Source organism: Pseudomonas sp. LBUM1666, assembly GCF_059695775.1.
The window spans coordinates 3,053,130-3,074,029 of the sequence record NZ_CP166789.1; the positions used below are offsets into that span (position 1 = coordinate 3,053,130).

The window sequence follows — 20,900 nt, forward strand, 5'->3', positions numbered from 1 at the left end:
CTTAACTGGGATACCCAGAAAGCCCTTGAAGTTGTTCCAACTATTGGGGGAGGAACGGGACACAGTGTGCCGTCCATTCCTGATGCTGACAAATTCATATTAATGCAGCTTTAGTGCATTAATTTTGCTGTAACGCTACTCGGCGACCGCTCATGAAACACAGGAAACCACCCATGGCGGTCAGCGCGCTCAGGGCATAGAACATGGTTGGCGCGGGGGTGTGCATCAGCAGGAAACCGCAAATCACCGGGCTCAGGGCTCCGCCGAGGGCGGCGAGGTTTTGCGCGCCGTAATAGCTGCCGCGCAGCTCTTCCGGGGCCAGGGTGTCGACGAAGAGGAATTCGGCGGGGTAAATGATCATTTCACCGAGGGTGAAGATGAACATGGCCACGCACCAACTCACAAGGCTGTCAGCCAGGCTGAAACCGATCAACCCGACGATGAACAGACTGGTACCGCCCGCGATCCAGTAACGCAATTGTTCGCGCTTGAGGAAACGGCCGATCTGGTATTGCAGCAGGATCACGCTGATCGCGTTGCAGGCGAGCAGGGCGGCCATGGTTTCCAGTGCCCGTTTGGAGTCTTGGGTCACCAGCAGGTATTGCGACAGGTACAGGGTGAAACGGCCGTGGACCACGGTACTGAGCAGGCAGCCGCAGGTGAACATGATCAACGTGCGGTCGTTCTTCAGGGTGACCAGTGTCTTGAGAAAACTCGCGGGCTGGCCAATCAAGGGTGCCTGGGCCGAGTCCTTCGGTATCCCGATCATCAAGAAAATACTGAAGAACGCGATGCCGCCGGCTATCAGGAACGGTGCAATCGGATACACGCCGGCAATCACCACGCCCAGCATCGGGCCGGTGGCGTAGCCGATGTTGGTCAAGGTGTAGCGCAGGGAAAACGCCTTGGCGCGCTGGCCCATGGGCAGGTTTTCGCTGAGGATCGCCTTCGAACCGATCAGGAACAGCGCCGAGGCGGTTTCGGTGATCACCAGGGTGGCGGTGGTCAGGTAGAGGTTGTCGGCGAAAGTCAGCAGCACGAAGCCGATGGCGCTGGAGAGCATCGCCAGGATCAGCAGCCGGCGCTTCTCGAGGCGGTCGATGATGTAACCGCCGTAGAGCGCGAGCAGGGTGGCGATGAACACCGCGATGCCCAGCAGCAAGCCAACGTCCTGTTGGTTGAGACCGAGTTTGTTGCTCAGGAATAATGTCAGCAACGGGCTGGTGATGGCGCGGCTGACGACGATGGTCAGCGAAACGATCATCAACCGGCGGATAACGAGTGAGTAAGTGGCCACGGTGGTGCGGATGTCCTTATTTTGGTGTTTGGCTTGGGATCCACCCCTCACCCTAACCCTCTCCCCAGAGGGGCGAGGGGACTGATCGAGGTGTTTTTCGAGTTACATCGACCTGAAATTCCGAGTCGAACTCAGGTTTGAAGAGCATGAAGATCGGCTCCCTTTCCCCCTCTCCCCACTGGGGCGGTCCGACGTTTCGGGAGGGTTGGGGTGAGGGGTGGTTTTAACGACCACCCAAACCCTCAAGCCATGCACCCAGAGCCTCGACAGATTCCAGCTCTTCAACCCGCCACAACTGCTCAAGCAGTTCTGCCGCTTGCTCCCGCGGCATCACCCGCACCGCCAGACTGAAAAACTTCTCCTCCAGCGCCGCATCACTCAACGGATTGCCCGGCGCACCCAGCGGCACGTCAACACAAAGGCTCGCCTGCCGACCATCCACGGTCCGCACGCTGACGACGGGCTCGCCATCCTCTGACAGTTGCGGGTCCACTTCAAGGTGGATGCGCGACATCCAGTGAGCAATCCGCGGATCGCTCCGTTGTTCATCGTCATAAGCCTCCAACCGGCAATGACCCTGGACCAGCCGGGCCGCGAGGGCATACGGCAGGCTCATCTGCGCCGCTGCCAGCGTGCCGACGTCGCGTCCGCCGCACATGTCCTGCAGAAACCCGCACAACGACACCCGGACATCCTCGACCTGATCCGCGCTGACCTGCAATTGATCCAGCAACAGGCCCAGCGCATCGATAGCCGAATGCGTTCCTCGGCACGCGGCGTACGGTTTGATCGAGCAGCGAGCGAGTTTCCATACGACGCCCAGATCCGCATCCAGCGCCTCAGGTTGCGAGTTCACTCCGGCCATGGTTTTCAGAAACCCGCCCCAGACATCATCGAATAACCGGGTCGGCCCGGTGATGCCTTGCTGGGCAAATCGTGCCGCCAGCAGTCCGCCTTCAGCGGCACGACCACTGTGAAGTTTTTTGCTTTGCGAACCATCGTGGATAAACGCCCACAACCCCCCACTGAAACTGCCGGCAATGCCCAGCGCCGAGACGGTTTGCGCGGTATCCAGCCCGAGAATTCGCGCACTGGCCGCCGCCGCACCGAACACGCCGCAGGTCGCGGTGGAGTGCCAGCCGGCGCCGTTGTGGGCTGAATAACTGCCGCAGGCTTCGAGCACCCGGCGGCCGATTTCGTAGCCGATCACCACGGCCGTGATCAACTCCCGGCCATTCACCGGTTTTCCAGACATCGACACCGCCGCCATGACCGCCGGCAGCACCACCGCGCCGGAATGGTCGCAGCCACCGGTGTCGTCCAGTTCCAGGGCATGGGCGGCGACACCATTGAGCATGGCGGCCTGAGCCGCGCCGGTGCGCTGATCGGTGCCCCAGATCAGCGTGCTCCCGACTTCACCGTCGAACACCTGACGTGCCTGTTTCGCGACATCGCTGCCAGCCCCGGCCAGCGTCGCGCCGAAGGTGTCGAGTATGTGCCGCTTGGCTTGGGCCACCAGCGCTGGCGGCAAGTCTTCGAATCGGGTGTCGACGCAGAACTGCGCCAGGCGTTGCATCCGCTCACTCATGAAAGGTAATCCCGATAATGCCGCTCATACACAGCCGCCGGATGGTCCTCGGTCACCGGCAGCGCTGATTCAGCCCACCATTGAGCGACGTCGGCGCCCGTGGCAATCCACACGTCATCATGCTGTTGAATCCCCTCAAGCAACTCGCGCAACACGCCAATCCGCCCGGGCGTAGCAATGATCTCCGGGTGCAGTCGCAGCACATAACACAAGCCAAACCGGTGAAACCCGGCGAAGTCCATTTGCAGGTTGCCCAGGGTGTGGCTGTAAGAGGCGATCCGTGATTGCGCCGGCGGTACGGCCGGGCTGAGGTTGAAGGCGAAGTAGGGTTCGTCTTCCAGTTCGTAGTGCAACGGCAACTCAATGACGTCGGGCGCCGTCGGATGGGCGAATGGCAAATCATCTCCGCGCCACGACGATGACCAGCGAATGCCGTGATTCTTCAGCGCCTCGATGAAGCCCGGCGCACCGTTGCCGGCCGGGATGCGAAAGCCTGTTGGACGCTGGCCCATCAGCGCGGTCAACGCCTCACAGCCTTTGGCAATCTCGGTGCTTTGTTCGGCGAGACTCAGGTTGTCATAGTTCTGATGCCGATAACCGGCGCAGGCGATCTCATGCCCACCGGCCTGGATTGCCCGAATGTGCCCGGGGTTTTCCTCGGCGACGATACCGGGAATAAACCAGCTGCTGGAAACCCCCAGTTCTTCGAACAGAGCGAGCAAACGGTCGACGCCCCGTTGGGTGCCATAGCGCCAGACCGACAGCGTCTTGTCGCGTCCGGCGACCTCCGGTGCCTGAGTGAGGATGCCGTGGATGTCGTTGTAATCAACGGTCAGCACCACGGCGCAGCGGTAGCCTTTGGGCCAGACAGTGGAATCAGCCATGGTGATGCTCCTTCAGCCACCACTGGGCGACATCGCGGCACGTGGCGAACCACACGTCATCGCGCTGGCGCATGTGTTCGAAAAGTTTTTCCAGCAGCAGGATGCGTCCCGGTTTGCCGGTGATCTTGGGGTGGAACAGGGTGGTCAGGCACAACCCTTCGTTCATGGCGCCGTCGTACTCGCGGCACCAGTTATCGAGGGTCAGCGCGTAGCTGGCGGTGCGGTCCAGCCCGGAAGGAAAGTCCGGCGCGCGGGTGTAGGCGAGGGAGGCGTAGTCGTCCATTTCCCAGCGACCGGGGATTTCCACCAGCGGCGTATCAAAGCCCGGCACTTTCACCAGGTACGGCCGGTCATCACCGCGCATGCTGCTGGAGTAGGTCACGCCGGCTTCCACCAGCATCGCCGGGGTTTCGGCTCGCCAGTCGCCGGACGGGGTGCGAAACCCTTCGGCGCGGATGTTCAGGTGTTTCCAGAACACCTCGCGGGACTTCTTCATCACGTCCTTTTGCTGGTCCAGCGTCAGGGCGTAAAAGGATTCGTGTTTGTAGCCGTGGTAGGCCACTTCATGCCCGCGCTCGACAATCGCCTGGCACTGTTTCGGCCAGTTCTCCACGACCCAGGCCGGGACGAAGAACGTCGTCGGGATCCGGAACTCATCGAGCACATCTAGGATGCGTGGCAAGGCCCGGTAAGGGCCGTAACCGCCGAAACCGAAGTACTCGGGTTTGCGCCAGATCGAGCCGTTGAGCATGGCATCGCCGGTCGGGCCGTCGAGGTCGAAGGCCAGGGCGAGGCAGGCTTTGTGCTGGTTGGGCCAAGTGGGTTGTAGCGAGGAGGACATCAGTGGCACTCCGTACATTTGTAGGTGACTCGCAATCCCTGTGGGAGCGAGCCTGCTCGCGAAGAGGCCGGCACATTCAACATCGTTGTCGCCTGGCAGACCGCTTTCGCGAGCAGGCTCGCTCCCACAAAAGGCATCCCGCGGATCCTTATTTGCCGGCGTTAATGGTCACAGTCTTGATCGCACCCAACTCCAGATCCCATTTCTTCAAAATCGCCTGGTAGCTGCCGTCATCCACCATGCTCTGCAACGCGACCTTCACCGCCTCACTCAGCTCAGGCTTTTTCTTGCTCACGCCCAGCCCGGTGAACTGCTCGGAGATCGGCAGGCCCACGGTTTTGTACATGTCCTTTTCCTGAGTCTTCAGGTAGGACAAGGTCTCGCTGCCCTGCATGGCGGCGTCGATACGGCTCTGACGCAATTGCGCGCGGGCATCGGCCGAGCCTTCGGTGCCGATCACGTTGATCGCAGGCTTGCCGGCGGCTTCGCAATTGGCCTTGCTCCACTCGGCGATTTCCGCCGGGAAGGTGGTGCGGCGACTGGTACCGACTTTCTTGCCGCACAGGTCAATGATCTCGTTGAAATCCTTGTTTTTCTGCAAGGTGTAGAACTGTGGTCCGCTGGTGAAGTAGTCGACGAAGGTCACGCTGGCCTGACGTTCGGCGGTGTCGGTCATGCCCGACATCACCATGTCCACGCGGTCGGTGGTCAGCGCATTGATCATTTGCTCGAAGCCGGTTTCCTGCCATTTGATCTTCACGCCCAGACGTTCGGCGAGGGCGTTGCCCAGGTCAACGTCGAGGCCGGTGAGGGTGTTGGTGGCCGGGTCCTTGAAGTCCATCGGCGGGTAGTTCGGCATGATCGCTACCACGACCTCGCCTTTTGCTTTGATGCTGGCCGGTAGTTCGGCGGCCCAGGTGAAGCCGGAAGCCATAACGCCTGCGAGTACTGCGGGGATAACTATGTTCTTCATGGTCGTTCTCTTATGAGTGTTGTTACGCAGCTCTTGATTTCCGAGGCTGGCGCTTAGGTTCGAACGGCAGAAATGAAGCTTTGGGTGCGCGGGTTTTGCGGACTTATTAGTATTTCTTCGGGGCTTCCAGCCTCCACGATCTGCCCGCCATCCATGAACACCATGCGGTTGGAAACCTCACGGGCGAAGCCCAGTTCATGGGTGACGACGATCATGGTCATGCCGGTTTGCGCGAGGTCGCGCATCACCGACAGCACCTCACCGACCAGTTCCGGGTCGAGTGCCGAAGTGGGTTCATCGAACAGCATCAGCTTGGGCCGCATGGCCAGTGCACGGGCAATGGCCACCCGTTGTTGCTGACCGCCCGAGAGTTCGATCGGGTAGCTGTTGCGCTTGTCGGCCAGGCCGACGCGAGCGAGCAATTCCACAGCTTCTTCGTGCGCCTCTTTGGGCGAACGCTTGAGCACCTGGCACGGCCCTTCGATGATGTTTTGCAGCACGGTCATGTGCGGGAACAGGTTGAAACGCTGGAACACCATGCCGGTGGACAGGCGTTGACGGGCGATCTGCGACTCGTTGAGTTCGTGCAGTTTGTTGCCGACGATCCGGTAACCCACCAGTTCGCCGTCGACCCAGAGGCCGCCCTTGTCGATTTTTTCCAGCTGGTTGATGCAACGCAGCAAGGTGCTTTTGCCGGAGCCGGACGGGCCGATGATGCACAGCACTTCACCTTGCTCGACTTCGATGTTGACGTCCTTGAGGGCGTGGAAATGGTCGTAGTACTTGTTCAGGCTCACGGCCTTGACGATGCTTCTCATGTTGAACTCCTCAAGAACGCTTGCCGGCGCCGCGAGCGAAACGACGCTCCAGACGGCTTTGACCGAAGGACAGGACGGTGACCGTGGCCAGGTACCAAATACCGGCGACGATCAGCAGCTCCATGACCCGGGCGTTGGCGTAGTAGATGTTCTGGGCGTTGTAGAGCAGTTCCGAGTACTGGATGACGCTCGCCAGCGAGGTCATTTTCACCATGCCGATGAACTCGTTACCGACCGGCGGAATGATGACCCGCATGGCCTGAGGCAGGATGATCCGGCGTAGCGCTTGCAGGCGCGGCATGCCGATCGACTTGGCGGCTTCGTACTGGCCGGTGTCCACCGACAGCAGGCCGGCACGCACCACTTCGGCGGTGTAGGCGCCCTGGTTGATGCTCAAGCCGAGCAGGGCGGCCACGAACGGCGTCATCAGGCTCACGGTGTCCATTTCGAACAGACCGGGGATGCCGATGGTGGGGAAGATCAGCGCCAGGTTGAACCACAACAGCAGTTGCAGAATCAGTGGCGTACCGCGAAACAACCAGGTGTAGGTCACTGCCACGTAGCGCAGGATCGGGTTGGCCGACATGCGCATGATCGCCGTGATCACCCCAAAAACAATGCCCAACGCCATGGCCAGCACCGCCATGACGACGGTGTTGAGCAAACCCCACATGATCGCCTGGGAAGTGAGGAACTGGCCGATGTAAGACCACTCGATCTTGCCTTCGGCGAAGGCCCGCACCAATCCGAGAATCGCGATGACGATGACGGTGGCGAAGAAAATCCGCCCGTAGTAACGCCGTGGCACATGGTGGTACTGGGTGATATCGAACTGGTTTTCCGCCAGTTTGCGCTCCGCCTGGAGTCGTTCTGCCTGAGTCTGGCTCATGTTATTTCTCCGTACACTTGGTAATTCTGGCCAACCACATTCCCTTGTGGGAGCGAGCTTGCTCCCACAGGTTTTGTGTCCTGCTTCAGAGGCGAAAGCCCTGATAGTTCTCGGTCCACTCTTGCTGCGCGGCGAGGGCGGTTTTCAAGCGGCCAATCTGCTCGCGTACCTGTTGCGGCGCGGTGCCGCCCCAGCCACTGCGGGCGGCAATGGCGGCTTCGAGGGTCAGGCTGTCGCGTACTTCCGGTTTGAGGCGCGGATCGATCTCGGCCAGCAGCGCCGGGGAGGCTTCCCACAATTCAATGTCGTGTTTCTCGCAGGCCTGGACCAGCGCGCCGGTGATTTCGTGCGCTTCCTTGAACGGCACGCCACGCATGGCCAGCCAGTCGGCGACTTCGGTGGCGAGGGTGAAGCCCAGTGGTGCCTGGCGACGCAACTCTTCGACGTTGACCTTCATGGTCGCGACCATCCCGGCCATGGCCGGCAGCACCAGCAACAGGGTGTCGACACTGTCGAGCACGCCGTTTTTGTCTTCGCTCAAGTCGCGGTTGTACGACAGCGGCAGGGATTTGAGCGTGGAGAGCAGGCCGGTCAGGTTGCCGATCAAGCGACCCGCCTTGCCGCGGGCCAGTTCAGCGATGTCCGGATTTTTCTTCTGCGGCATGATCGAGCTGCCGGTGGCGTAGGCATCGTCCAGCGCGACCCAGCGAAACTGCCGCGACGACCACAGGCAGAACTCTTCAGCCAGGCGGGAAATATTGATCCCGAGCATGCTGGCAATGAACAGGAACTCGGCAACGTGATCGCGGCTGGCCACGGCATCGATGGAGTTTTCACACACGCCGCTGTAACCCATTTCCTTGGCCGACTGCTGAGGCAGGCGAGCGATGGCGGAACCGGCCATGGCCGCCGCGCCCAGTGGCGACAGTGAAGTGCGATTGTCCCAGTCCACCAGGCGTTGCACATCACGCAGCATGGATTGGGCGTGGGCCAGCAAGTGGTGAGCGAAAACGATCGGCTGGGCTTGCTGCAGGTGTGTGAACCCCGGGCAGATGCTTTCGATGTGTTGCTCGGCCTGATCCACCAGTGCTTGTTGCAGGGCCAGGACTTCAACGGCCAGGGTGCGGACGTGATCACGCAGGAACAGGCGCAGGTCGTTGGCGGTCTGGTCGTTGCGCGAACGGCCGGCACGCAGCTTGCCGCCGAGGGCGCCGAGGCGTTCGGTCAGCAGGCGTTCGATGAAGGTGTGGACGTCTTCGTCGTCCAGGGTCGGTGCGATACTGCCGGCGCGGAAGTCATCGCCGATGCGCTCCAGAGCGTCGAGCATGGTCTGGGTTTCTTGTTCGCTCAGCAGCCCGGCGCGCTGCAGTTCACGGGCATGCGCCTTGGAACCGGCGAGGTCATACGGGGTGAGGCGAAAGTAGCGCTCGGGGCAACGGGACAGGGCCGCCAGGGCTTCGGACGGGCCGCTTTTGAAGCGAGCACCCCACAGACGGTCGGTGGTTTGAGACATTGTTGTTTTCCTCGTCGGTAAAGCGAACTGAAATCGGTGTGCCGGGCCAGGAACATCTGCCGGAAATGATTCGGGCGTGGTTCGGCCTAAGCAGTTTTCAAGAGGGCAGTTGCATCGTTGCGAGAGCTGATCGAAGTGTCAGCTTTTAATAGTTCGAAATCAGTGAGTTGGCACTGATGTGCGGGATTTATTAGCGGTTGCCAAGCCTGATTTTCTGTGGTCATTATTATTTACCAGCACTATTTTTGTTGTTGGACACAGGTTGTTGAATAGGGCGCCAGAGGTAAATAGGCATTATGGAAACCCCACTTTCCAATTCCGGAAACCCGCCGCTGAAAACGGGCCATCGGGCACCGCTGACCCTGAGCGGTCTGGACTTCAAACTGCTCAAAGTGTTCAAGGCCGTGGTCGAGGCCGGCGGCTTCAGTGCCGCCCAGAACGAGCTGAATGTGGGACTGGCAGCCATCAGCAAACAGATCTCCGATCTGGAGATCCGCATCGGCATGCGCCTGTGCACCCGAGGGCGCGAGGGCTTTCACCTGACCGAAGAGGGACGTCTGGTGTATCAGGCGTCCATTGATTTATTTGCCTCGGTCGACAACTTTCGCGATCGCCTTAGTTCAGCGCAAAACGAACTGATCGGTGATCTTGGTGTGGGGGTTATTGATAATACGATTTCCGATGTTAATTCGCCGTTAGTTGCTGCGCTTAGAAGGATTAATGAGGAATCGCCTAAAGTAAGATTTCAACTTCAGGCGTCGCAACTGGATGAAGTGGAAAGAGGCGTGGTAGAGGGGCGGTTAGTGGCGGGGATTGTGCCGGTTTATCAGAAGCGCGAAGAGTTTGATTACTACGCGCTTTATGAAGAACGCTCCGAAGTTTATTGCGCGGTCGGTCATCCGTTATTCACGGTGCCGGACGCAGAAATCGGCAGTCATGTGCTCAAGGATTACGAGTGCATCAACCACCGCTACGCGATCCATCGCGACAAACTGAATTTTGCCCACTACGACAGCTTTTCCGCCTCGGCCACCCAGGTTGAAGCGGTGGCATTGTTGATCAAGACCGGGCGTTTCGTGGGTTTTCTTCCCCAGCATTACGCCGCGCCGCTGGTGGTGCAGGGGCAGTTCCGGGCGGTGCGTCCGGACCTGATTCACATCGTCACGCCGTTCAATCTGATCCTTCGCCATAACACAGTGCGCAGTCCGCTGGTCAAGGCGTTTGCCCAGGCGTTAGGGGTTGATTTGAAGGCGCCGGTTTGAGGTCAGGCGAATGCCAGCCTAAAAGGGCGCTCGTCCAGAAAGTTCAAGGTTTCAGCAAGTGCAGCAACACGAAGCCGTTCTTATCGAAACGCCCGCTCAACACTGGCTGTAGCGCACCCAAAACAGTGCCTTGCAATGCGTTGTAATCGCTCTGATCCATCATTAACCAAGCCGGTCCTGGAAGTGCTTCCAGTTCCTGGATTGATTCAGTAAAAACCGGCTGTAAGTCCTGCCCGATGTTGACCATGAACTTGATCGCCTTGGCGTCTTTACCCATGGCGTGCAGCACCAGCGGCGCCGGGTCTTTCTGGACAAGTGCGAATGCCGTGCGGCTGAAAGTCCGGGTATCGTAGAGTCGGCGTTCGACCGGTTCGAATACCAGAATGTAGACCGACCACAACGCCAGGACCGCGCAAAAGGCCAGTGTCTGAGCCCGCCAGGCGGGCCGCAAAAGCCCCGCCAGCGCAATGGCTTGCAGCACGCCGAGGATGATCAGAATGGCAGTCAGCGCAGGCAATTGCTCGGAAAAACGTCGGTGAGCGACCATCAATCCAACCACCAATAGAGTCGGAATCAACAACCACACCCCTTGCATCAACCCCCGCAACCACACGAATACCCGACCTTGCGCCACCTGAAACGGATACGCCGCAATGATCGCCGCCATGGGCAACATCGGCAGCAGGTAGCGGGCCTTTTTGGCCTGGGGGATCGAGAGCCCGACCATCACGATCAGCCCGGCCGCCGTGCAGTACTGCAACAGGCGCAACGCGGGACCGGCCTGCCGCGGATTTGTCAGCCAGACGGCGGCCAGTACCAGCAAGGCCAGCGGATACGCGAGCGCATAGTTGCCTACCGAACGGGTGAAGTAATACAGCGAACCGCTGACGCCTTCGCTACCGTCCATACGCCCCATGAACTGCATGCGCACCACGTCGTGCATGAACTCCGGGCCGCCAATGGTTTCCGCCAGCCACAGCAGCACGCCAACGCACACGGCCAGCAGTACCGACGCCATCAGGCCAAAACCAAAAAAATGCTGCCATTGTCGATTGAGCAAGAAATAGCTGCACAGCATGCCAGTGGGAATCACCAACCCGATCGGCCCGCGAATCCCGAAACCCAGTAGCAACAAGGCAAGGATCAGCCACCACCGGCGCTTTGCTGCGAAATAATCGGCGGCATAGCCCAGGTAGAACACTGAAAAAGCCACCGCCGCGAGCAGCAAATCCAGGGACACGGCACGGATTTCAGTGACAAAGGTACTGGTCAGCAGCATCAGGGCGATGCTCAGCAACGCCCAGCGCTGGGAGTAGGGCGCCAGCAATCGGTACATCAACGTAACGATCACCGCCCCGGCAATGGCGCTCGGCAACCAGGCAGTCAAACTGTTGACCTGCCCGAACGGCAACGACAGCAGCCAGATGAACAATGTCGGAAGCGCCGAATAGTCGGCATAAGGCTGACCATAGGTGGTCGGAAAAAATGACGGCCCGTGACGCAGCATTTCCTGAGCGAACAGCACCAAGCGCGAATCGAAGCCGATCACCGCCTGCTGATACACCCCGGCGCTGAACAACGGCAGCGCCGACAGCCCTAGCCCCAGTGACTGGCGGCGGATAGCGGGTGACATCGCATTCAAGCGACGACCGACGCAGCGGGCCACTGCTGATGCGGAATCGGTAAGTTGCGCGACTCACCACGACCCATCGGGAAGTACATGAAACCGGCGCGGGCCAGGCGATCGGCGTCGTACAGGTTGCGTCCGTCGAAGATCACCGGTGCGTTGAGCCGCTGCTGGATCAGGCTGAAATCCGGGGCCTTGAACTGCTGCCATTCGGTGCAGATGATCAACGCGTCAGCGCCGGACAATACCGACTCCGGCGTGCCCATCAGCATCAACCGGGATTCATCGGGATACAGCTGTTGGGTTTCCTGCATGGCTTCCGGGTCGAACGCTCGGACATTGGCCCCGGCGGCCCACAGCGATTCCAGCAGCACCCGGCTCGGTGCATCGCGCATGTCGTCGGTGTTCGGTTTGAACGCCAGCCCCCACACGGCAAAGGTCCTGCCGCGCAAATCGCCCCTGTAGAACGCGTTGATACGCTCGAACAACTTGTGCTTCTGACGCTGGTTGATCGCTTCCACCGCTTGCAGCAGATCGCTGGAGCAATGCGCCTCTTCGGCGCTGTGGATCAGCGCGCGCATGTCCTTGGGAAAGCACGAGCCGCCATAACCGCAACCGGGATAAATAAAGTGATAGCCAATACGCGAATCGGCGCCGATGCCCAGGCGCACCGATTCGATGTCGGCGCCCAGGTGTTCGGCCAGTTCGGCGATCTGGTTGATGAAGCTGATCTTGGTCGCCAGCATGCAGTTGGCGGCGTACTTGGTCAGCTCGGCGCTGCGCAGGTCCATGAACATGATCCGGTCATGATTGCGGTTGAAGGGCGCGTAGAGGTCGCGCATCACGTCACGCACCTCATCGCGTTCGCAGCCGATGACGATCCGGTCCGGACGCCGGCAATCGGCCACGGCAGAGCCTTCTTTCAGAAATTCCGGGTTGGAGACGATATCGAACTGCAGCAAGCGGCCGACCTTGATCAGGCACTTGTCGATATGCGCGCGCAAGGTGTCACCCGTGCCCACCGGCACCGTGGATTTCTCCACCAGAATCACCGGTTGTTCACGATGACGTGCCACAGCTTCGCCCACCGACAACACATAACGCAGGTCCGCCGAACCATCGTCCCGGGACGGTGTACCGACCGCGATAAACAACACCTGGCCATGCTGCACCGCAAACTCCTCGTCAGTGGTGAATTGTAGACGATTGGCCTCCAGGCTTTCGCGCACCAGGCTGGCCAGCCCCGGTTCGAAAATGCTCACGTGGCCTTGTTGCAGCAGTTCGACTTTCCTCTCGTCGATGTCCATGCAGACCACGTCGTGGCCGACTTCAGCCAGAACAGCCGCTTGCACCAGACCAACGTAACCGCTACCAAATACACTGATTTTCATGGGGCACTCCTGAGTTCGGACGCGAGAGCAGGGCGAGAGTTGATGGTGATGACGCCAAGGATGACCAGGGTCACCCCGAGACTTTTTGAAAGGCTGAACGCTTCGTTGAACAGCGGCAGGCTGGCGGCCAGCAGGTACACCAACGCGTAGCTGATGCTCAGCAGCGAATAAGCCCGGCCCAGCGGTAAATCCCGCAGGGCGGCGAGCCAGCAAAGCATCGACAGGGCGTAGGCAAGAATCGCCGCCAGTACCACGACGACAGCGGTTAGATCGACGCTGGCGGTGAACCAGTGTTCAGGTGGCGGCAAGCGACTCATGCTCCAGCGCATGCCCAATTGCGCGGCACTGACCAGCAGCACGCTGCCCAGCGCAAAGGTGACCCCGCGTCGAAGGTTCATGTGTGTTGCCCCAGCAGCACCACGCCACCGATTACCAGTGCCACGCCGAGCCAGTGGCGACGGTCGATGGTTTCTTGGAAAACGAAGCGGGCGACCAGGGTGATCAGTACGAAATTGAGGCTCAGCATCGGGTAGGCGATGCCGACTTCAAGGCGCTGCAACACCAGCAGCCACACCAGCAAGCCCGATCCCAACGCCGCGAGCGCCAGCCACAGCCACGGCGAGCGCAGTTTCTCGGTCCAGCCCGACGCCTTGTCGCGCCAGCTCTCGACGGCGTTCTTCTGGGCGATCTGGCCCAGGCAGGTCAGCAGGCAGGCGGTCAAGAGCAGTAACAGGCTCATGACGCCTCCTGAGGAAAGATCAGAATCACAATGTTGCCTTGTTCATAGCGCTTGCCATCCTTGGGCAGCCGTTCGAGTTCGCGCAATTCGTCGTCACCCTTGATGCGCATGACCACGCCGACCGAGCCGCTCTGGCGGGCGTTGCGCATCCATGCTTGAACCTGGTTCGGGTCGACTTGCTGCTGTGTGCCGTCAGGATAGGCAAGGCCATATTTCAATTCGCCTATCGTGTTGTACAACGCCACGTCTGGACGTTTCAGACGCCAGGTCAGGGCCCCGGCGGCGCCGAGGTCGTTGCTCAGCAACTGGTCGGTCTGGCCGAGTTCCTGGGCATGCTCGAGGATGAATTGGTCGGGCATCTTGTTGGCGACCACCGAATCGGGCAGCCCGGCCGGCAACAAGGCGATCAGCAGCAGGCTGCCGAAGGCCGGCGCCGCCCAGCATTGCAAGGGTCTGAAGGCTTGCAGCAGGTTGGCCATGATCCAGCCGGTCAGGCCGATGAACACCAGCACCAGGTTGTGCAGTTCATGGTTGTAGAGCGATTTTTTCAGTTGCTTCTAGACGTTGCAGGTAGGCGCGGGCCAGTTCGGTACGCTTGGCATTGATCTGGTCCAGGCGCTCCAGCTGCACCAGGGCGATGGCGGCATTGATGTCCGCCAGGTTGTATTTGAAGCCCGGCTCCATCACCTGAGCCTGAGGTTTGCGCCCGTGAGTCATGCGGTCATAGGCGTCGACGCCAAGGCCGTGAAACTTGAGCATGCGCACACGATTGGCCAGGACTTCATCGTCACTGACGAACATGGCGCCCTCGGCGCAGGTCATGTTCTTGATGGCGTGGAAGGAGAAGATCGCCGTGCCTTTCGCGCCGACATGACGACCTTTGTAGAAGGTGCCTGCGGCGTGAGCGGCGTCTTCGATGACGGGGATGCCGTGTTTGTCGGCCAACGCATAAAGCGGATCGAGATCGAACGCGGTACCGGCGTAATGCACCGGAATAATGGCTCGGGTGCGCGGCGTGATCGCGGCTTCGATGCTGGCCAGGTCACTCATCAGCGTGTCGCGATCAACGTCGACGAACACCGGTGTCGCACCCAACAGGCAGATCATGTTCGCGGTGGACACCCAGGTCTGCGACGGCGTTATGACTTCGTCGCCCGGACCAATGCCCAATGCCCAATGCCAGTAATGTGATGTGCATCCCGCCGGTGGCAGAGGACAGTGCCACGGCATGACGACATCCCGCGTAGTTGGCGAATTGCTCTTCCAGTTCCTGATTTTTCGGCCCGGTAGTGATCCAGCCGGAACGCAATACTTGCTCTACGGCGGCAATTTCATCATCGCCGATACTGGGACGGGAGAACGGGAGAAAAGCCTGACTCATGGAGAACCTCGGGGCGTAAGCCGTCCTTCAGCGTAAATGCCGAAAGAAACGTGATTTCAATGATTTAGCTCACTGCCAGGCACACACTGTATTTGACTTTTACAGCCGTGGCCGGCAGGTTGGGAGCCCATCGAGGCTCACCGGATTGATTGAAGGTTATGCCTGATTTTGTCAAAGGAACATGAAAAACCGGTCGGCGAATCGTTTATCTGGATGTCATACAGCCACTGTTCAGACTTCTGCCGTTCATCGAGTTTTTTAGTAGAAAGTCCTACAGAAGTGTCCCGCTTTATATGAAGGATGTTTCAATCCTTAGTTGTTTAATGAACTGTTTCCACTGAAGGCCGTTTCGTTTGATTGACTTACCCGCTACCGACTCAATTCCCTCAAAGACCAATCCGCTGACCCTGTACCTGGCACGTCTGGCGCCCTCCAGCCAACTGACCATGCGTTATGTGTTGCAGGACGCTGCTGACCGGTTGGGCTTCGAAGACATGAACGTCGAGGAGATCCCCTGGCACAACCTGCAACCCGAAGATGTCATCGCGCTGGTGGCCACCTTGCGCACCGACGGCTACGCGCCGAACACCTCTTCGCTGTACGTCAACGCGGTGCGTGGGGTGATGAACGAAGCGTGGCGCATGAGTCTGATCAGTCAGGAACACTTGCTGAAAATGCGCTCGGTCAAGGGGATTGCCGGCACGCGTTTGTCCCAGGGACGCAACCTCAGGCGCACGCTGATCCAGGAATTGATGGCGGTCTGTGCTGCCGATCCACGGCCACAAGGGCTGAGGGATGCGGCGATCATCGGGATTTTGTACGGCTCGGGCATGCGCAAATCGGAATCGGTGAACCTGGACCTGAACCAGGTCGATTTCGCCGAGCGCAGCCTTCGCGTGACCGCCAAGGGCAACAAGCAATTGATCAAGTACGCACCGGCCTGGGCGTTCGCCAAACTCAATGACTGGCTGGAGCTGCGGCGCTCGCTACTGAAGGAGGGTGAAGTAGACGATTCGTTCCTGTTCAACCGCATCCGCCGCGGCAGCCACATCACCCGCGAGCGCATCACCAAACATGCGATCTATTACATCGCCCGACAGCGGGGCGCGCAGGTCGGGGTGAAAATCATGCCGCATGATTTTCGACGTTCGTTCATTACCCGAGTGATTGAGGAATATGACTTGTCGATCGCCCAGAAACTCGCCCATCACAGCAACATCCAGACCACGGCCAACTACGATGTGCGCGATGACAACGAACGGCGTCGGGCCGTGGACCGGTTCGATCTTTGATGGGCGGGGTTCAAGATTCGCTCAGTACGTGGGCATGGCCGATTGTCGAGACGTGAACCGCGCTGCCGGCGGGTGGCGCATATAGGCCGGAACTGCGCACCATCAATGATCGACCAGGTTGTTCCCCGGAAACCAAAGACTCCAATTCCACCGTCAACGTGCAGGTGTTGCCGCTGAAATCCCGGTCGGTCACGACGGCGCGGCAGCCGGCAGCCTTGGTCGGGCTGGGCTGGATGCTGACGAGTTGCAGTTGTTCGGGACGCAGCATGATCTGCGCCGATTTGTTGTTCCTGTGGTTGTTCACCGGTATACGGCCGAGATCGCAATGGGCCCAGCCGGCTTCGATTCTGGCGGGCAAGACCACGGCATCCCCCAGAAACAGCGCGGTTTGTTCATCCTCGGGGTAGCGGTAAAGATCCAGCGGATGACCCGACTGCACCAGCCGGCCGTCGCGCATCACCGCCAGCTGATCGGCAAACGACAACGCTTCACTCTGGTCATGGGTGACCAGAATGGTGGTCACGCCGGCGTCTGTCAGTAGCCGTGCGACCATTTTGCGCATGGCGCCTCGAAGTCCGGTGTCGAGGGCCGAAAACGGCTCGTCCAGCAACATCAAGCGCGGCTGTTGCGCCAACGCCCGCGCCAGCGCCACGCGCTGTTGCTGGCCGCCGGAGAGTTCATGGGGCCAACGGTTGGCCATGTTCGCATCCAGCGCCACGCTGTCCATCAACTCTGCGACTCGCTCCTGTTTTGCACCGCCCTTGATCGAAAGCCCGAAACCAATGTTGGCTGCCACGGTCATGTGTGGGAACAGGGCGCCGTCCTGGGGAACATAACCAATCAAACGCTGATGCGCCGGTACTTCGTGGGTGTCGTCGACGAGCGTTTGGCCATTGAATGTTAGTCTGCCTGCGTCCGGGAATTCGAAGCCGGCGATCATCCGCAACAGCGTGGTTTTTCCTGAGCCGGACGGGCCGACGATGACCGTTCGGCTGCCCGTTGGCACCGACAGGTTGATGTTCTCCAGCGCTTGATGAGCGCCGTAGGCCTTGGAAATGGAATGGAGTTCAAGAGCGTTCATCGGCCAGCCGTTCGTTTGGATTGGTGATAAAGGAGTCCGGTCAACGGAAGCGACAGCAAAATCATCAGCAGGGCATAGGGCGCAGCGGCGGCATAATCGATCTCGCTGGTCATGGCCCAGAATCCGGTGGCCAGGGTCCGCGTGCCGTTGGGGGCGAGCAGCAGGGTGGCGGTCAACTCATTGGTGATCGCCAGAAACACCAGCGCGGCGCCAGCGGCAGCACCAGGTGCGGCCAGGCGCAGGGTGATCAGCCACAATGCCCGGACGGGGGAGCGGCCGAGGCTACGGGCCATGTTTTCCAGCTCCACCGGCGCCTGTGCGATCCCGGCGCGCAAACTCACCAGGGCGCGGGGCAAAAACATCAGCAGATACGCCAGCAGCACCGTGATCGTGGTCTGGTAAATCGGCCGGGCGAAATGGATGGTGACGGTCACCAATGCCAGGGCCACGACGATCCCGGGCAACGAACTGGTGATGTAGTTGCAGCTTTCCAGCACTCGTTGCAACCGGCCCGGAGAGCGAATCGACAGCCAGGCAATCGGGATGGCGGCGCAGGTGGTGAGGGCTGCACCCGCCAGGCCGAGCAACAGCGTCTGTTCCAGCGCCGGCAGAAGTTCGTCCATCTGCCAGACCTGCGTACCGCCAGCTATCAGCCAGTTACCCAAGGTCACCAATGGCACGCCCAATGCCAGTGCGCAGGTCGCGATCTGCACGGTCAGCGCGAGGAATGTGGTTGCGGGTTTCAGGCGCACCACCCGCTGCTCGCGAGCGCTTCCCGACCCGACGCGGGCGTAACGCGCCGTGCCGCGAGCGGCCGATTCTGCGGTCAGCATCACCAGGCAACACAGGGCGAGCACGCTGGCCAGCATGTGGGCGGCGGGGCCGTTGAAGGTGGACTTGAACTGATCGAAGATGGCCGTGGTGAAGGTGTCGAAACGGATCATCGCGTACAGGCCATATTCGGCCAGCAGGTGCAGGCCCACCAGCAACGCACCGCCGCAGATGGCCAGGCGCAATTGCGGCAGCACTACGCGGAAAAATATCGCCCAAGGCTTGAGCCCCAGCGATTCGGCAACGTCTTCGATGGCCGGATCCAGCCTGCGCAGGGTCGCTGCAATCGGCAGGTACAGGAACGGGAAGTAGGCGATGACCGAGACCAGAACCCCGGCAAACAGCCCGTGAATCGGTGGGACCAGACTGACCCACGCATAGCTGTGAACGAACGCCGGCACCGCCAGCGGCGCGGTCGCCAACAACGACCACCAGCGCCGCCCCGGCAGATTGGTGCGCTCGGTCAGCCAGGCCAGAGACAGGCCTAACGTGACGCACAACGGAATCGTGATCACCACCAGTAAAACGGTGTTAATCAATAATTCAGCGACCCGCGGCCGGAACACCAGTGGCACAAGGGTCGCCCAACCCGTCTGAAACGATATGCCGATGACGAACGCAATCGGCAGCAGCGATAGCAGCGACACCAGCACCGACAAACCGATCACCCATGCGCCACCACGCCCCGCGAAGATACCGCGGGATCGTCGTCGCAAATTCGCGGGTATCGCCTCAGCGATACCCGCTGGCAAAGTTTCAGGCATCAATTAAAGCAGTCCCGCCTGAGTCATCAGCTCCACGGCTTTTTTACTGTCGAGTTTTGAAGCATCGACGGTCGGCGCGTCGAGTTGCTGCAAAGGCACCAGTTTTGGATTGGATTCAGCGTTCTTGCCCACCGCGTATTCGAACGATTTGCCGGTTTTGAGGATGGCCTGGCCATCTTTGCCGGTAATCCATTTGAGGAACGCCTGGGCTTGTTCCTTGTGTTTGCTGGACGCCAGAACGCCGCCACCGGAGACGCTGACAAACGCGCCCGGATCCTTGTGTTTGAAGTAGTGCAGGGCGGTGTTTTTGCTGTTTTCGCCGGTCTTGGCCTGGTCGCCGAAGCTGTAATAGTGGTAGATCACGCCGCTGTCGATCTGCCCGGCGTTGACCGCTTTGAGCACCGCGCTGTTGCCCCGGTACGCGGTAAAGTTGGTTTTCATCCCTTTCAACCACTCCAGGGTGGCGGCTTCACCCTTGAGTTCCAGCACGGCGGCGACGATGGCCTGGAAGTCGGCACCGGCCGGCGAAGCACCCCAACGACCTTTCCAGCTCGGGCCGGCGAGGTCCATCAATGACTTGGGCAGCTCGGCTTCGGGCAGTTTGCTCGGGTTATAGACAAACACCGTGGAACGCGCGGCGATTCCTACCCATTTGCCATGGGCCGGGCGGTAAGCATTGCCGACCTGTTCCAGGGTGGCCGGCGCAACCGGCGCAAACAGCCCCGCGTTGTCGACCAGCACCATGGCCGGGGAGTTTTCGGTCAGGAACACGTCGGCCGGGGAGGCGGCGCCTTCCTGCACAATCTGATTGCCCATCTCTGAGTCGTCGCCATTGCGCACGGTGACCTTGATCCCGGTTTCCTTGGTAAAGCCCTCAATCCAGGATTTGGTCAGGCTTTCGTGCTGGGCGTTGTAGACCACGATCCCATCAGCCTCCGCTGCATACACGTGACCGGCGCTCAGTAGAGCCGTCACCAGCAGAGCTTTTTTTAGGAAAGAAGGAATGCGAGAAATCATGCAGTGACAGCTCCTGTTTTTTAGAATCGAACACGCAGATTCGAAAGGACCGACGGGGAAGGTCGTCGATCAGTGTAGAACAATACGAATCATTTGCATGTTTAAGGCGCGGCAATGTAAACGGCCGAATGAGAAAAAAAACGTCAAATCACTGGGTTAATGGACACCCTTTTTGTGTTCCGCTCGCTGCCTGGCTGATAAGCGCAGCCAGGCGTTTGACGTTGTTTTGTTGAGCCGCCACCAGTTCATCTATGGAAGCACCTGAAGGCGTCTGCAAGGTGCTGCGGCAGGTGACCAGCGCAGCATCACCTTCACCCATATTGCGCAGGCGCCACTTGACGTCGATCAAAGCATATTGACCGGGAACCGAGTCGAAGCGCTGCACGTCCAACCGCACCGACACGTTGCGCCGGGGATTGGCGTTGACCATTTGATCGACCAGCGCGCTACGCAATTCATCCACCAGACTCGCAGCCCACCACTCGGTTTCGAGGATCGCCATGCCACTGTTGCCCTGGCGAATGACGATCTGCGGACGATCGACCTGGGGCGGTACGCTGATTCCCTCAATCTGGATTTCCGCACTGCTGCTCTTCGCCGCAAGGCCCGGTTGAGCCGGAATCAGGGTGTGGAATTGAATCGGATCACTGCGGCAAGCGGCGAGCAGCAGCAACGCAGTGACCAACGTGATCTTCAGCGAATAAGCCATGGG

General features: G+C 60.0%; 18 protein-coding genes and 2 pseudogenes. 2 read left to right on the forward strand and 18 right to left on the reverse strand.

Features of this window, described 5'->3' with window-relative positions:
* Positions 1-118: 118 nt before the first annotated feature.
* From ACA056_RS13930 to argH, 8 genes are all read right to left on the reverse strand, one after another.
* Positions 119-1,297 carry an MFS transporter gene (locus tag ACA056_RS13930; protein WP_497273412.1) on the reverse strand — a complete coding sequence of 393 codons (1,179 nt, stop codon included), beginning with the start codon at positions 1,295-1,297 and terminating at the stop codon, positions 119-121.
* A gap of 223 nt (positions 1,298-1,520) precedes the next feature.
* Positions 1,521-2,885: an MmgE/PrpD family protein gene (locus ACA056_RS13935; protein ID WP_497273413.1), complete on the reverse strand. Its 1,365-nt coding sequence runs from the start codon at positions 2,883-2,885 to the stop codon at positions 1,521-1,523.
* Positions 2,882-3,769, reverse strand: a complete 888-nt coding sequence (locus tag ACA056_RS13940; RefSeq protein WP_497273414.1) for a polysaccharide deacetylase family protein — start codon at positions 3,767-3,769, stop codon at positions 2,882-2,884. The genes ACA056_RS13935 and ACA056_RS13940 overlap by 4 nt, the downstream gene beginning before the upstream one ends.
* Positions 3,762-4,610: a polysaccharide deacetylase family protein gene (locus ACA056_RS13945; protein ID WP_497273415.1), complete on the reverse strand. Its 849-nt coding sequence runs from the start codon at positions 4,608-4,610 to the stop codon at positions 3,762-3,764. The genes ACA056_RS13940 and ACA056_RS13945 overlap by 8 nt, the downstream gene beginning before the upstream one ends.
* Before the next feature lie 148 nt (positions 4,611-4,758).
* A complete protein-coding gene (locus ACA056_RS13950) occupies positions 4,759-5,583 on the reverse strand; it encodes an ABC transporter substrate-binding protein (protein ID WP_497273416.1) in 825 nt (274 codons plus the stop codon).
* Positions 5,584-5,636: 53 nt separating this feature from the next.
* Positions 5,637-6,401 (reverse strand): amino acid ABC transporter ATP-binding protein, encoded by a 765-nt coding sequence (locus ACA056_RS13955; protein ID WP_462001057.1) that lies wholly within the window; start codon positions 6,399-6,401, stop codon positions 5,637-5,639.
* A gap of 10 nt (positions 6,402-6,411) precedes the next feature.
* Positions 6,412-7,290 carry an amino acid ABC transporter permease gene (locus tag ACA056_RS13960; RefSeq protein ID WP_497273417.1) on the reverse strand — a complete coding sequence of 293 codons (879 nt, stop codon included), beginning with the start codon at positions 7,288-7,290 and terminating at the stop codon, positions 6,412-6,414.
* Positions 7,291-7,375: 85 nt separating this feature from the next.
* Positions 7,376-8,803 (reverse strand): argininosuccinate lyase, encoded by a 1,428-nt coding sequence (gene argH, locus ACA056_RS13965; RefSeq protein WP_497273418.1) that lies wholly within the window; start codon positions 8,801-8,803, stop codon positions 7,376-7,378.
* 296 nt (positions 8,804-9,099) lie between these two features.
* On the opposite strand from argH, the gene ACA056_RS13970 reads away from it, so the two are divergent.
* Positions 9,100-10,065 carry a LysR family transcriptional regulator gene (locus tag ACA056_RS13970; protein WP_497273419.1) on the forward strand — a complete coding sequence of 322 codons (966 nt, stop codon included), beginning with the start codon at positions 9,100-9,102 and terminating at the stop codon, positions 10,063-10,065.
* 43 nt (positions 10,066-10,108) lie between these two features.
* Here ACA056_RS13970 and ACA056_RS13975 read toward each other — a convergent pair whose 3' ends face one another.
* From ACA056_RS13975 to ACA056_RS14000, 6 genes and pseudogenes are all read right to left on the reverse strand, one after another.
* The gene (locus tag ACA056_RS13975; protein ID WP_497273420.1) at positions 10,109-11,698 is read right to left on the reverse strand and encodes an ArnT family glycosyltransferase; all 1,590 of its coding nucleotides are present in this window, start codon (positions 11,696-11,698) and stop codon (positions 10,109-10,111) included.
* Between the two features lie 5 nt (positions 11,699-11,703).
* On the reverse strand, positions 11,704-13,083 hold the full coding sequence (locus ACA056_RS13980; protein ID WP_497273421.1) for a UDP-glucose dehydrogenase family protein: 1,380 nt from the start codon (positions 13,081-13,083) through the stop codon (positions 11,704-11,706).
* A complete protein-coding gene (gene arnF / locus ACA056_RS13985; RefSeq protein WP_497273422.1) occupies positions 13,080-13,481 on the reverse strand; it encodes a 4-amino-4-deoxy-L-arabinose-phosphoundecaprenol flippase subunit ArnF in 402 nt (133 codons plus the stop codon). Before arnF ends, ACA056_RS13980 begins: the two co-directional genes overlap by 4 nt.
* A complete protein-coding gene (gene arnE, locus ACA056_RS13990; RefSeq protein ID WP_497273423.1) occupies positions 13,478-13,822 on the reverse strand; it encodes a 4-amino-4-deoxy-L-arabinose-phosphoundecaprenol flippase subunit ArnE in 345 nt (114 codons plus the stop codon). The genes arnF and arnE overlap by 4 nt, the downstream gene beginning before the upstream one ends.
* A pseudogene (locus ACA056_RS13995) lies at positions 13,819-14,376 on the reverse strand (lipid IV(A) 4-amino-4-deoxy-L-arabinosyltransferase); the annotation flags it as partial. The pseudogene ACA056_RS13995 and the gene arnE, both read right to left, overlap by 4 nt.
* 4 nt (positions 14,377-14,380) lie before the next feature.
* Positions 14,381-15,203: pseudogene (locus ACA056_RS14000) on the reverse strand (aminotransferase class I/II-fold pyridoxal phosphate-dependent enzyme); the annotation flags it as partial.
* Between the two features lie 353 nt (positions 15,204-15,556).
* On the opposite strand from ACA056_RS14000, the gene ACA056_RS14005 reads away from it, so the two are divergent.
* The gene (locus ACA056_RS14005) at positions 15,557-16,495 is read left to right on the forward strand and encodes a site-specific integrase (RefSeq protein WP_371918015.1); all 939 of its coding nucleotides are present in this window, start codon (positions 15,557-15,559) and stop codon (positions 16,493-16,495) included.
* 10 nt (positions 16,496-16,505) lie between these two features.
* Here ACA056_RS14005 and ACA056_RS14010 read toward each other — a convergent pair whose 3' ends face one another.
* The 4 genes from ACA056_RS14010 to ACA056_RS14025 form a co-directional block, all read right to left on the reverse strand.
* Positions 16,506-17,576 (reverse strand): ABC transporter ATP-binding protein, encoded by a 1,071-nt coding sequence (locus ACA056_RS14010; RefSeq protein WP_497273424.1) that lies wholly within the window; start codon positions 17,574-17,576, stop codon positions 16,506-16,508.
* On the reverse strand, positions 17,573-19,171 hold the full coding sequence (locus tag ACA056_RS14015) for an ABC transporter permease (protein ID WP_497273425.1): 1,599 nt from the start codon (positions 19,169-19,171) through the stop codon (positions 17,573-17,575). Before ACA056_RS14015 ends, ACA056_RS14010 begins: the two co-directional genes overlap by 4 nt.
* A gap of 3 nt (positions 19,172-19,174) precedes the next feature.
* On the reverse strand, positions 19,175-20,188 hold the full coding sequence (locus tag ACA056_RS14020; protein ID WP_497273426.1) for an iron ABC transporter substrate-binding protein: 1,014 nt from the start codon (positions 20,186-20,188) through the stop codon (positions 19,175-19,177).
* Positions 20,189-20,336: 148 nt separating this feature from the next.
* Positions 20,337-20,897 (reverse strand): PqiC family protein, encoded by a 561-nt coding sequence (locus ACA056_RS14025; protein ID WP_497273427.1) that lies wholly within the window; start codon positions 20,895-20,897, stop codon positions 20,337-20,339.
* Positions 20,898-20,900: the final 3 nt, after the last annotated feature.

Bases quoted from the DNA above. Each gene is read 5' to 3' on its own strand.
- ACA056_RS13935 (WP_497273413.1), bottom strand. From the start codon at position 2,885: ATGAGTGAGCGGATGCAACGCCTGGCGCAGTTCTGCGTCGACACCCGA.
- ACA056_RS13940 (WP_497273414.1), bottom strand. From the start codon at position 3,769: ATGGCTGATTCCACTGTCTGGCCCAAAGGCTACCGCTGCGCCGTGGTG.
- ACA056_RS13945 (WP_497273415.1), bottom strand. From the start codon at position 4,610: ATGTCCTCCTCGCTACAACCCACTTGGCCCAACCAGCACAAAGCCTGC.
- ACA056_RS13950 (WP_497273416.1), bottom strand. From the start codon at position 5,583: ATGAAGAACATAGTTATCCCCGCAGTACTCGCAGGCGTTATGGCTTCC.
- ACA056_RS13955 (WP_462001057.1), bottom strand. From the start codon at position 6,401: ATGAGAAGCATCGTCAAGGCCGTGAGCCTGAACAAGTACTACGACCAT.
- ACA056_RS13960 (WP_497273417.1), bottom strand. From the start codon at position 7,290: ATGAGCCAGACTCAGGCAGAACGACTCCAGGCGGAGCGCAAACTGGCG.
- argH (WP_497273418.1), bottom strand. From the start codon at position 8,803: ATGTCTCAAACCACCGACCGTCTGTGGGGTGCTCGCTTCAAAAGCGGC.
- ACA056_RS13970 (WP_497273419.1), top strand. From the start codon at position 9,100: ATGGAAACCCCACTTTCCAATTCCGGAAACCCGCCGCTGAAAACGGGC.
- ACA056_RS13975 (WP_497273420.1), bottom strand. From the start codon at position 11,698: ATGTCACCCGCTATCCGCCGCCAGTCACTGGGGCTAGGGCTGTCGGCG.
- ACA056_RS13980 (WP_497273421.1), bottom strand. From the start codon at position 13,083: ATGAAAATCAGTGTATTTGGTAGCGGTTACGTTGGTCTGGTGCAAGCG.
- arnF (WP_497273422.1), bottom strand. From the start codon at position 13,481: ATGAACCTTCGACGCGGGGTCACCTTTGCGCTGGGCAGCGTGCTGCTG.
- arnE (WP_497273423.1), bottom strand. From the start codon at position 13,822: ATGAGCCTGTTACTGCTCTTGACCGCCTGCCTGCTGACCTGCCTGGGC.
- ACA056_RS14010 (WP_497273424.1), bottom strand. From the start codon at position 17,576: ATGAACGCTCTTGAACTCCATTCCATTTCCAAGGCCTACGGCGCTCAT.
- ACA056_RS14015 (WP_497273425.1), bottom strand. From the start codon at position 19,171: ATGCCTGAAACTTTGCCAGCGGGTATCGCTGAGGCGATACCCGCGAAT.
- ACA056_RS14020 (WP_497273426.1), bottom strand. From the start codon at position 20,188: ATGATTTCTCGCATTCCTTCTTTCCTAAAAAAAGCTCTGCTGGTGACG.
- ACA056_RS14025 (WP_497273427.1), bottom strand. From the start codon at position 20,897: ATGGCTTATTCGCTGAAGATCACGTTGGTCACTGCGTTGCTGCTGCTC.